Consider the following 11,776-nt stretch of genomic DNA (forward strand, 5'->3'; position numbering starts at 1 on the left):
TTTTGTTGAACTATAATCAAATAATAACGCCTAGATAATTGAAAATAAGCGTAAGTAGGTATGTATAAAAATTTTATAAAAAAATTCTGCAATATTGTGAAAATATAGAATTTATGATTAAATTGAGAAAACGCTTTCATGTTAACTTAAAGGGGGATGCTAACGTGATTACTTTTATTGTAGCGATTTTATTATTGATCGTCGGTTATTTTACGTATGGTAAATACATTGATAAGATGTTTGGTCCTAAGTCATCGAGACCGACACCGGCATATAATCAAAGGGATAATGTTGATTACCTACCGATGAAAACTTCTTCCAATTCATTGATTCAATTACTTAATATTGCAGGTGTTGGACCTATATTTGGACCGATTATGGGGGCACTTTATGGACCGGTGGCATTTATTTGGATTGTCGTAGGTTGTATATTTGCTGGTGCTGTGCACGATTATTTAACCGGTATGATTTCAATTAGAAATAAAGGGGCACACTTACCTGAACTTGCAGGTAAATTTTTAGGTCAAGTCATGAAGCATTTTGTTAATATTTTTTCGATTCTATTATTGTTGTTAACAGGTACAGTATTTGTGACAAGTCCTGCATTATTACTACATAATCTAATGGACGGACGTATTGCACTAGGCATCATTATTTTTGCAATATTTGTATATTACATACTTTCTACAATCTTACCTATTGATAAAATTATTGGACGTATATATCCGATATTTGGTGCGTTGTTATTAGTAAGTGCTGTGGGAATTGGTTTTCGCTTAATTCAAACGGGTGCACCGATTCCAGAGTTGAATTTTAGCAATATGCATCCAGATGGCGCACCGATATTCCCATTGTTATTCTTTACGATTACTTGTGGTGCTTTATCAGGCTTTCACGCAACACAAACACCGATTATATCTAGAACTACGAATAAGGAAAAGAATGGTAGATTTATCTTTTACGGTATGATGATTGCTGAAGGTATTATTGCCATGATTTGGGCTGCAGCAGGTATGAGCTTGTTCAATGGTTACGATGGTTTGAATGACGTATTAGCCCGCGGTGAAGCTGCATTGGTTGTAAGTCAGGCTTCTCATCTGTTACTAGGGTCAGTCTTCGGTACTATTGCAGTGTTAGGTGTTATCGTATTACCTATAACAAGTGGAGACACTTCTTTCCGTAGTGCACGTATGATTATTGCAGATTATTTAAATTATGGTCAACGAAGTATCGTCAAACGTATAATTGTTGCAGCACCATTATTTGTGATTAGTTTTGGATTAACGCAAGTTGATTTCACAATTCTATGGAGATACTTCTCATGGGCCAATCAAACGACGGCTGTTGTTGCTTTATGGGTAGGTGCCATGTATTTATTAATTGCGAAAAAGAATTTCTGGGTTGCAGCGATTCCTGCAGTGTTTATGACATGGAATATTTTTAGCTATATTTTAAGTCAGAAAATTGGTTTAGGCTTGGATTTGAATTTAAGTTATGTGCTGGCGTTTATCTTAACAATATTATGTATTGCTTACTTTGCTTATCAATATAAGAAAATTACAGCAGGCGCTAAATTTGAATTAGACTATAAGATACCCAATCAACAAACAACATAATTAGTGTTCAAAATATATAGGGATGAGACTTTGTAGAGATTACAATTGTCTCATCCCTTTTGGTATGTCTAAGGGTTGTCTTAAAAAAGCTGTTATAAAGGGGTGTAAAAACATTTAGACAAAGTAAAAAGTGCAGATGTTAACAAACTTTGATAGTCTAATAATGAAATAAATCATAATCTCTAATTAAAGGAGTAGAACAAATGAATCTAGGACATCAAATTAAGTATTTTCGACAACGTGATCATCTATCTCAAGAAACTTTAGCTGAAAAATTATTCGTTTCACGACAAACAATTTCTAATTGGGAGAATGATAAAAGTTATCCAGATATACATAATTTATTGATGTTAAGTTCACTGTTCGATGTTTCTTTAGATGACTTAGTCAAAGGAGACGTGGAGATTATGGAACGCAAATTGAAAGAAAATAGACTTAATGTATGGACACATTTGATGATTTGGCCAATGTTACTAGGGGCAATTTTAATTGGACCGGCAATGAATTGGTGGGGGAATGTCGGACTTTTGGTAGAAGTAGTGTTACTTGGAACGGGCATTGTAGCATCGATTATGCTAGATCGTTTGAAAAAATCATATAACATTCAAACGTATGATCGCATTGTGGCATTTATGAATGGTAAGGATCCAAACGAAGTACGATCTACTAAACTAAGAGGTAGAATGACTTCAATTTATAGTTTCGTGTGTGTCGTTGGTGCTTTTATAATAGTTTTATTAGTGAGTTTGTATTTATTTAAATAATATAAATTAAAAAATGCACCTCTCAGTAATGGTTGAGAAGTGCATTTTATATTATTTGTACTTGTAATATAAGTATAAAATATTTGATGAGACTAAAAAATTCATAAAAATAGACTCATAATTACAAATTTGAAAAACAAATATTAAAAAATGAAATTATGCACTTGAGGTTAACGTTGCGTAAGGGTGTAAAGTGAGATTTGTCAGGAGGTGACATATGGAATACACAGTTAGTAAATTAGCTAAAATTTCTGGTGTGAGTAATCGAACGTTACGTTATTATGATCAAATTGGATTGCTTAAACCAGCGCGTATTAATGAATCAGGTTATCGAATATATGGACAACGGGAAGTAGATTTGCTTCAACAAATCGTATTTTATCGGGAATTAGATGTAAGTATTGACGAAATCAAAGAAATTATTCAGCAACCTTCTTTTGACCAGACGCAAGCTTTGGAAAATCATTTTTATAATTTAAAACAAAAACGCGCACGACTAGACCAAGTAATCAAAACTGTTGAAAAGACGATTGCAAGTAAGAAAGGAGAAGTTATCATGCAAGATAAAGAAAAATTCGAAGGATTTAAAGCACAAAAAATTCAAGAAAATGAAAATAAATATGGTGATGAAATGAGAGCATCATATGGAGATGAAACAATTGATCAAAGTAACCAAAAATTCAGCAATATGACTGAAGCGGAGTATAAAGATTGGCTTGAGTTAGAAGAAAAAATTAAAAATTTGCTTCCAAAAGCATGTGAAACAGGAAATCCTGCATCAGAATTAGCACAAGAGCTAGCTGAGAAACATAAGCATTGGTTAATGTATACGTGGACGGATTATTCTAAAGTGGCACATGCAGGATTGGCAGAAATGTATGTAGCCGATGAAAGATTTGCAGCATATTATGATAAACATGCTAAAGGTGGCGCTCAGTTTTTGAGAGACGCAATTCTTATTTATGTCGGTCAAGATCAAGAATAGATGATAGATTGAAAAATTACAATGTAAAAATTGAACGAAAAGCATTATATAGAGATACTTTCTTTTATTTAGAGACACTACGCAATTGTAATGATCAATTGGTAATTGGTCATTAACAAAAGTCCCCATACTACTCCCATAGTAAGGGGAGAGTTTTGTATGTATTACTGATAATATTTTTTGAATGATTTATAGTTCCATTAGGAATAATACAAAGTTGAGGGTTCGATAGTGTTTTACAGATAATAAAATAAGTGATTTAAAATTATTAGACACTAATTTGAAGCGATGAGTAAGCATATATATTAGTATTAGGATATAGCATCAAATAGTTTATATATGAAATTTAATATTATCAGTGGAACTTTGTATATTTAGTGAAATTAAATAAGGATTGGTGGTTATAATTAATAATGTTAGGTTTACGTCACAAAATGAAAAGCTACTAAGACAGATTAATGGAATCAATCATAGTAATATGAAATTACTCACATTTAAGTATATGCTTCCTTTCAGAATTCCAGTTAACAATGGAGAAAGTTTTATAGACGATAGAGAAAGAACTTTAATAAAATTTTTAAATACAACTGGAAAAATTGAATATGGAAATCGTCTTCCGATTCCTTTCGAAGAAAAAAGGAGTATAGTAGAATGTACAACGATTTTAGATAAACGCAGTTTCGAAAAGGTATGTCAATTAACAGTAGAATCTGATAATGAAATTTCTCGAATTTTTGATTTACAACTTTCAATTGTAAACCATTTTATCAGAATTATTATGGTTAAATTTCATTATCATAACATTTTTCAAGTTGCTAAAGGTGACATACAAAGTATTCCACTATATAAACCTTGTAGAATTATTAATGGAGAAATTGAAAATTTTGAAATAAAACCTTTTTTTATAAAATGGTCAGATAAAATTTTAGAAGATCAAAATAGGAATTTGAGTAATAAAGAATTAGGTGCTATTTTTAGATATTGGGATGCTTATAAAAATTTAGAAAGTATGATTCCTAGTGAAAAGATGCGAATGGGGGAAAGGTATTTTTATAAAGAAGACTATAATAATGCAATAATTTACTATCAGACTTCTCTTGAAACTTTCATTTTTAATTTTACATATAATTACTATAAAATTAAAGAAAAATTAGATAGCAGTGATGCCCAGAAAAAATTGTCTTCCTATAAAAACGTAGTATATCATCATTTTATTCCTAAATTAAGTGAATTACAGGTTGATTATAGTGAAAACATTAAAATATGCATTAATAATTATTTTGATAATTATTATGATATGAGAAACAATATTATTCATAGAGGAGAAAAATACAACAAAATTAGTTCTGAGAACTTTACTATTATTGTGAGTGATATAATTAAATTAGTAACATATGGTATGAAAAATGCAGTTGAAAATGAGTTCACTCAGTATTTTAATAATAATTATGTAATTAGCAGTAATATCAATATTAATGAAATAATAAGTAAATATAATTAAATTTAAAATAATAGGAGTAAATATGACTACAAAAAAGCAACACTACTATCCAAGGTGTCTGTTGAAACGCTTTGCAAAAGAAAATAAAAAAGTACATGTATATATACGTCCTTCGCATAAAGAACAAGTGATGAGTTACGAGAATATTTGTGCAAAAAATTATACTTATGAAAGTGATGAAGCAATTGATAATGTTTTAGAAAATAAATTATCATACTATGAATCTAAGATTGAACCTATCGTAGATTATATTCTAAAAAATATTGATTCAAATACATTAAAGATTTCAAAACAACAACAACAATTCTTATTTGAATATATTTGGTTGCAGTACCTACGGACTGATGCTGGAAGAATTAATTTTATTTTACTGAATGAAAATATATTTTCGTACGAGCCTAGAAGTAAACCAATAGAATTAAAAGAGATAGAAGAAAATAAAGAAAAAATAAAAAAATTTAATTGGATATTTAAACAAGGAGATAATTTAGAAAAACTATTAAAACAATTTAGGCAGCCAATAACTATGAAATTTCATATTGCGACAAGTGACAGAAATTTATTAACAAGTGATAACCCCGTAATAGGGACTGATAATTGGGCACGGATAATGATACCTATATCCCCTAATGTTTGTATTGTTTTTCAAGAGGATTCATTAAGTAGTACAAAAAAATTGAAAATAAAGTTAGATTCAGAAAAAATACAATATTTAAATAAAGCAACAATTAATACTGCTAGTTATTATGTTATTTCGCAAAAACCTTTTAATATTACTGAAAGTATGTACATTTATAATCGTTTTAAAAATGAAAATTGGAAAATTGGTAAACCACATTCACCTTTATAATTTTGTATATAATTAAATTTAAGTTAACCAAAATGCTCCCATGATATCCACCGATATCATAGGAGCATATTTTGGTTATTCTATTTTTTTACCAGTGCTACAGCCATCTTTAATGCCGCAAGAAGGACATTTGCCTGCTTTAGATTTTTTCAAAAAACGTGTGAGCGTAAATACGGTATAGCTGAAAATAGCCAAAATGATTAATATGTTTATAAGTATGGTCATAATATCACTTCCTTAAATAAATAGGTGTCCAACTTGATAGAAAATAAAGGACAAGACATAGGCTGCGACTAAGGGATAAGCGACAGCAAGCAGTGTCCATTTCATAGAATAAGTCTCTTTGCGAATCGTAGCGACTGTTGATAAACATGGTATATACAATAATATAAAAATCATAAATGCATACGCAGATAGTGGTGTGAATTGATTTTGAATAATATTCACTAAACCAGATTCATCAGATGCGTAAATGATAGCCATTGAGCTGACGATGACTTCTTTAGCCAGGAAGCCAGGAATCAATGTTGCACCGGCTTGCCATGTCCCGAAGCCTAACGGGGCTACTAAAATAGCGAAGAAACTTCCGATGGCATGCAAGAAACTATCATTAACATCCACATTGAATCCACTTGGTCCAGTGTAATTTAATAACCAAATGACAACAGAACCACCAAATATAAAGGTACCTGCTTTTTTGACAAAGCCTTTCGCTTTCTCCCATGTACTTCTCCAAAGTGTCTTAACAGAAGGTAGACGATAGGTTGGTAATTCGACGATAAATACGGAATCATCATTTTTCAAAACAGTTTTTGTCAAAATCACACTTGTTGCAAGCGCGACAATAATACCTAGAACGTATAGACTTAGCACAACTAGAGCTTGATTATGTGCAAAAAAGACTCCTACAAATAACGCGTATACAGGTAAACGGGCAGAACATGACATAAAAGGTGCGATAATAATCGTCGTTAAACGTTCTTTCTCGCTTTCAATACTACGTGCGGCCATAATACTCGGCACGTTACACCCAAATCCGATGATCATTGGAATAAAGGACTTTCCACTCAAACCAAAGACTTCCATAATTCTATCCATTAGTACGGCAATACGTGCCATATATCCAGAATCTTCGAGTAATGAAATAAAGAAGAATAGAACTAATATCTGAGGCACAAATACAATAACGGCACCTACACCTGCAATAATTCCGTCTGTAATTAAATCTTGTAAGAATGGGAATAAGCCGATTGCTTCCATAATAGATTTAACACTATCCGTTAGCGTGCCCCCTATAAATTCATCAATTTGATCTGAGATGGGTGTACCGACCCAGGTAAACGTTATTTGAAATATGAGCCACATAATACCTAAGAAAATAGGAATACCGAGTATTTTATGTGTGAGTAGTTTGTCTAAACGTGAAGAAAAATATTGACGTTCTTCATTTGGATAAACAACGGTATCTTGTAATAAATCTTCTATATAATAATTTCGTTTTGTTTGGATATGCTCCCTTATTGTTGATGATAATGAAGCGGTTAATTGCTTGTGCAAGGGTGTTAAACGACTAAGTAAGTCATCGCTAAGTAATTCTATGACTTTAGGATTATCAAGTAAATATTGTATAGCTATAAATCTAAATTGTCGTGGTTTAAAGTCACCATATTGTTTTAATAGGTTTACAATTTGTGTGATTGTTGATTCAACATTTTCACCATAATTAATGTGTAAAGGTCGATTGTTGGACAAATGTTGGTCTTTCAACGCTTCTAATAGTTTATGCGTACCTTTACCATTTCTTGCGATAATCGGAAGCATTGGCAATTTCAGCTTTTTCAGTAAGGCATCTTGATCGATGTGAATACCACGTTTTGCAGCAACATCTATCATATTTAATCCAATAATAATTGGGGCGCCTAGCTCCATCAATTGCACAGTGAGTTGCAAATTACGTTTCAATTGACTTGCGTCGATGATATTAATCATGCCTGAATATCCAGAATTTAATAGGTAATCAGTTACTACGGTTTCATCTTTTGAGATTGGCGACAGTTCATAAATTCCTGGTAGATCTACGAGGTCACCAGCTTGTTCTTTAAGACGTCCGACCTTCTTCTCAACAGTTACACCACTCCAGTTACCAACATATTCATATGTGCCTGTTAATGCGTTGAATAGTGAGGTTTTACCTACGTTTGGGTTGCCTAAGATACAGTAATTATTAACCATGAGCTTCCTCTAGAAAAATCTGACATGCATCACAGCCGCGAATACTTAAGTTTTGGCCATTGATTTCTAAAATACAAGGCCCTTTAAACAAACATTTCTGCTTAATTTTTACATTAGTTCCTTGATTGAGTCCTAATGCATTGAGCCTTTGAATCATGTGTTTGTTTTGAATGTGCATCGCTTTAATTTTGTAATTTTTGTTTAACTTGCCAGTCTTTAAATTCAACATATCTATCACTCTTTCATAATAATAATCATTATCAATTATATAGTTAGGTTTAGCACAATAAAAGTAGCGTACATATTGAAATTGTGAATGTTTTGTTAAATGTTTTTGAGAGAATCATGCATTTTAAATGCAAATTAAATTATTATTTATAAAAAGTAGTTCGAACACATGAGCATAGTTATTGAATTTATTTTGATGTAATATTACACTTAAAGCGATAAAACAATTTAGCGAATGCTTAAATATAGTCCATCTTAAAAGTTTTAAGCCTGTGAGTGAAGCAATGTGTAAAGAGCCTGTCATTACATGTTGTTAAAAAGAGGAGGGAGTCATATGACAATTCGTGAAAATAAACGTATCAAAGTGAAAAGGGTGAATGAGACACGTTCAAGCGGTATTTCAATGATGATTGAAGAAGGTGGTCTAGGTGCGGATCAATATTATCAAATTGAAAAACAGAATGCGAAGACATCAGAAGCACATATACACCAATTTGAGCATGAAGTCAGTGAGAAGGATAATGTTGCTCTGATTGATTTATTAATTGTGAATGCACAGGAAAGTACAAATCGAGAGTATAATGAAGCATTAAAAGTCATTCAGTTAGAAGTGTTGAAGCGTATGGAGTGAAATTATATTTGTAATTAGCAATTGAATGAATAACTTAAATAAACTAGTAATGAAAAAATTCACTTTTATTGTACCAATCAGTACAATATGATATATTTCACTTGAAGTAGGTGAATATGATGAAGCAAGGAAGACCGCAAGCATATCGTCGAGAACAAGTACTGGCATCAGCTCAAGATGCTTTTTGGCAGCGTGGTTATAGTAATGTATCTACACAGCAGCTTTGTGACGTTACAAATTTAGGTAAAAGCAGTCTATATCATTCATTTAAAAATAAGCACACACTATTTATTACTACGTTAGAAGCGTATGTTGATGAAGGTATAAGAATACAGCGTGAAAAAGTCTTGAATAATCGCTCAATTAAAGAGGGCATTGATGCACTGTTACAATGGGGAATTGATAATGATTTTAGCGATGAAAATATTGAAGGCTGCTATATGATTAATTCGTATTTAGAGCGTGGCAACCTCGATATTGAAGTTGCGAACTTGATGAAAAGAAATATGGATGCCATTAAGACTTTGATTTCGACCGCTGTTGATAGGGCGAAAGTTCACAATGAATTACGGGAATCAGTTTATACGTTAGATGAACTAAAAGATAAATTTTTAATGGACTATTTTGGTTTTCGTTTATTAAATGCTATTGATAGTGAGACAACTGAAACAGCAATAAAAAGAAAAAACATGATTATAAAGGCTATATTTAAATAGCCTTTATAATTTTAAATAATTGTGTACTGTTTGGTACAAAAAGGAGAAATTATGAAAAAATTATGGGTTCTAACATTGGTTGTTTTTGCTACGATGACATCAGAACTATTCATTTCTGGATTAATGAGTGAAATGGCACATGCCTTTAATGTATCAACATCACAAATTGGTATGCTCATTACTTATTATGCACTTGCAATGGTTATTGGAGGTCCAATTATAACAATAGCATTTATTCGAATGAATCCTAAAAATTTACTAGTTGGTGTAACATTAATATTTTTTATTGGCCAAATTATAGGTGGACTGACATCTAATTATTTGTTAATGGTTATTTCGAGAATCGTAACGGGTGGTGCAGCTTCTGTTGTAATTGCTACATCTTTAAACATTGCTTTTCATCAAGTATCGAAGGAAAAACAAGGTGAAGCATCCTCTATTGTTCTTTCTGGCTTAATGCTGGGTAGTATTATTGGTCTTCCTCTAGCAACTTTTGTTGGTCATACATATGGTTGGAAGATAAGCTATATTTCGATTGGCTTATTAATTTTGATAGGATTTATAATGGTATTAATATTTATTCCTAAAGTTCATATTGAACAAGACGTCAATGTATTAAGTGAATTGAAGTTATTGAAATCTAAATCATTATGGTTTGCCTATTTAACAGCATTACTGATTATAGGGGCAACATTTGGTGTTTCAAGTTATTTTGAACCTATACTTACAAAAGCTAGTGTATTTACGACTTATCAATTACCAATGATTCTTGGAATATATGGCATTATGACGCTTATAGGGAACTTTGTAGTTGGTAAGTTAGGAGACAAATATACGTTTGCTATTTTAAAAATAGGAATTGTACAAATGATTATCGCGTTTATACTTTTAATTATTTATATTGATAATGCAGTTATAGTCATTATTGCAATTATGCTATTTGGAATGTCAGGTATTTCCTTAAATCCTGCTACTGTTGTAAGGGTGATAAATATCTCAGGTGGAAGCACAATCGTTATGACATTTTTAAATTCAATGATTACATTGGGTGTCGTTGTCGGAACTGCGATTGGTAATTTGACGCTAAGTATAGGCTTACCTATTACGAGTGTGATATATAGTGGTGTTGTTTTATCAGTATTGGCATTATTTACTGTCTTATATGTAAAAAAATAACCGTCAATTATAAGTATTAATAATTGACGATTATTTTATCATTGTTTGAACAATTGACTTTCAAATAGCTGGTTCATTTATACGCGCGTACAATGTTAACCGTTAAACGTTAACGGATCTGGGCCGATACGTTTATCTTCATTTAAAGCGTCGATGCGCGCAATTTGGTCTGATGTTAGAGAGAAGTTGAAGACATTACTATTTTCTTCTATTCTATGTGGCGTCACTGACTTTGGTATTGTAACAACGCCGTGCTCTATATTCCAACGAATGACGACTTGAGCTGGTGTTTTACCAATTTCATCAGCGATGGTCTGAATCGTGTCATCTGTAAGAATTTCGGCATTCATGAGTGGTGACCATGATTCCATTTGTATGTTTTCAGTTGCGAGATAGTCACGTAAACTTTGTTGTGTTAAATATGGATGAAATTCAACCTGGTTAATCACTGGTTTAATTGAAGCGTGTGCTTTGAGAGACTCTAAATGTTCGATTTCAAAGTTGCTGACGCCGATGTTCTTTACTTTTCCTTCATTGTATAAAGTTTCCATGCCGTGCCATGTATCTATCATTAATGCGTTATCTGTACCTGGCCAATGCATGAGATATAGATCCAAGTAGTCTAAACCTAAATTGTTGAGCGAAGTTTCATATCCAACACTAACTTGCTCTTTGCCATAATGCGTGAGCCATAATTTTGAAGTAATAAATAAATCACTTCTTTGGATACCTGCAGCCGCTATACCTTCTTGAATACCACGTCCAACCATTTCTTCATTTTCATATATTAAAGCAGCATCGATACTGCGGTAGCCTTTGATAATGGCATGTTTAACGGCTTCTTTTGCAGTATCGTTATTTTCAACTCTAAAGACACCCAGACCCAGTTGAGGCATAGTATGGTCATTATTAAATGTTATATATTGCATGTAATTGACTCCTTTATTTGAAAATTAATTGCTTTGTCATTGCTATGCACGTCATTGTATACGCATATAAGGAAAAATGTAAGTACGCACTTTGAAGTAACCATAAAAAATCTCTATCATTCTCCAAAATAAAGCCTTTATAAAATTA

Annotated in this window: 12 protein-coding genes; 8 read left to right on the forward strand and 4 right to left on the reverse strand. The window is 32.0% G+C overall.

The features are described 5' to 3' along the window. Positions 1-164 precede the first annotated feature (164 nt). From ACSULM_RS04165 to ACSULM_RS04185, 5 genes are all read left to right on the forward strand, one after another. A complete protein-coding gene (locus ACSULM_RS04165; protein ID WP_436860787.1) occupies positions 165-1,616 on the forward strand; it encodes a carbon starvation CstA family protein in 1,452 nt (483 codons plus the stop codon). 203 nt (positions 1,617-1,819) lie between these two features. Beyond that, complete coding sequence (locus ACSULM_RS04170; RefSeq protein ID WP_436860788.1) at positions 1,820-2,380, forward strand: helix-turn-helix transcriptional regulator; 561 nt, start codon at positions 1,820-1,822, stop codon at positions 2,378-2,380. 217 nt (positions 2,381-2,597) lie between these two features. Next, positions 2,598-3,365 carry a MerR family transcriptional regulator gene (locus tag ACSULM_RS04175; protein WP_436860790.1) on the forward strand — a complete coding sequence of 256 codons (768 nt, stop codon included), beginning with the start codon at positions 2,598-2,600 and terminating at the stop codon, positions 3,363-3,365. 478 nt (positions 3,366-3,843) lie between these two features. Then, positions 3,844-4,866 (forward strand): hypothetical protein, encoded by a 1,023-nt coding sequence (locus ACSULM_RS04180; RefSeq protein ID WP_436860791.1) that lies wholly within the window; start codon positions 3,844-3,846, stop codon positions 4,864-4,866. 22 nt (positions 4,867-4,888) lie between these two features. After that, positions 4,889-5,716, forward strand: a complete 828-nt coding sequence (locus ACSULM_RS04185) for a DUF4238 domain-containing protein (RefSeq protein ID WP_436860792.1) — start codon at positions 4,889-4,891, stop codon at positions 5,714-5,716. A gap of 75 nt (positions 5,717-5,791) precedes the next feature. Here ACSULM_RS04185 and ACSULM_RS04190 read toward each other — a convergent pair whose 3' ends face one another. Genes ACSULM_RS04190 through ACSULM_RS04200 form a run of 3 tightly spaced genes read right to left on the reverse strand, consistent with a single transcriptional unit; the run spans position 5,792 to position 8,177 of the window. After that, complete coding sequence (locus tag ACSULM_RS04190) at positions 5,792-5,941, reverse strand: FeoB-associated Cys-rich membrane protein (protein ID WP_436860794.1); 150 nt, start codon at positions 5,939-5,941, stop codon at positions 5,792-5,794. Positions 5,942-5,953: 12 nt separating this feature from the next. After that, complete coding sequence (feoB, locus tag ACSULM_RS04195) at positions 5,954-7,948, reverse strand: ferrous iron transport protein B (RefSeq protein ID WP_436860795.1); 1,995 nt, start codon at positions 7,946-7,948, stop codon at positions 5,954-5,956. Further along, the gene (locus ACSULM_RS04200; RefSeq protein ID WP_436855505.1) at positions 7,941-8,177 is read right to left on the reverse strand and encodes a FeoA family protein; all 237 of its coding nucleotides are present in this window, start codon (positions 8,175-8,177) and stop codon (positions 7,941-7,943) included. Before ACSULM_RS04200 ends, feoB begins: the two co-directional genes overlap by 8 nt. 333 nt (positions 8,178-8,510) lie before the next feature. Here ACSULM_RS04200 and ACSULM_RS04205 point away from each other — a divergent pair, with 333 nt between their 5' ends. The 3 genes from ACSULM_RS04205 to ACSULM_RS04215 all read left to right on the forward strand — a co-directional run bounded on the left by ACSULM_RS04205 (position 8,511) and on the right by ACSULM_RS04215 (position 10,699). Continuing rightward, positions 8,511-8,807: a hypothetical protein gene (locus ACSULM_RS04205; protein ID WP_436860797.1), complete on the forward strand. Its 297-nt coding sequence runs from the start codon at positions 8,511-8,513 to the stop codon at positions 8,805-8,807. Positions 8,808-8,926: 119 nt separating this feature from the next. Then, on the forward strand, positions 8,927-9,523 hold the full coding sequence (locus ACSULM_RS04210) for a TetR/AcrR family transcriptional regulator (RefSeq protein WP_436860798.1): 597 nt from the start codon (positions 8,927-8,929) through the stop codon (positions 9,521-9,523). Positions 9,524-9,574: 51 nt separating this feature from the next. Then, entirely contained in the window at positions 9,575-10,699 is a 1,125-nt protein-coding gene (locus tag ACSULM_RS04215) for an MFS transporter (protein ID WP_436860799.1), read from the forward strand. Between the two features lie 95 nt (positions 10,700-10,794). Here the strand turns inward: ACSULM_RS04215 and ACSULM_RS04220 are convergent, their stop codons facing one another. Beyond that, positions 10,795-11,628, reverse strand: coding sequence for an aldo/keto reductase (locus ACSULM_RS04220; RefSeq protein WP_436860801.1), 834 nt, complete (start codon positions 11,626-11,628; stop codon positions 10,795-10,797). Positions 11,629-11,776 lie beyond the last annotated feature (148 nt).

It is taken from the genome of Staphylococcus caeli (assembly GCF_051413795.1).
GTDB classification, from domain to species: Bacteria; Bacillota; Bacilli; order Staphylococcales; family Staphylococcaceae; genus Staphylococcus; species Staphylococcus caeli_A.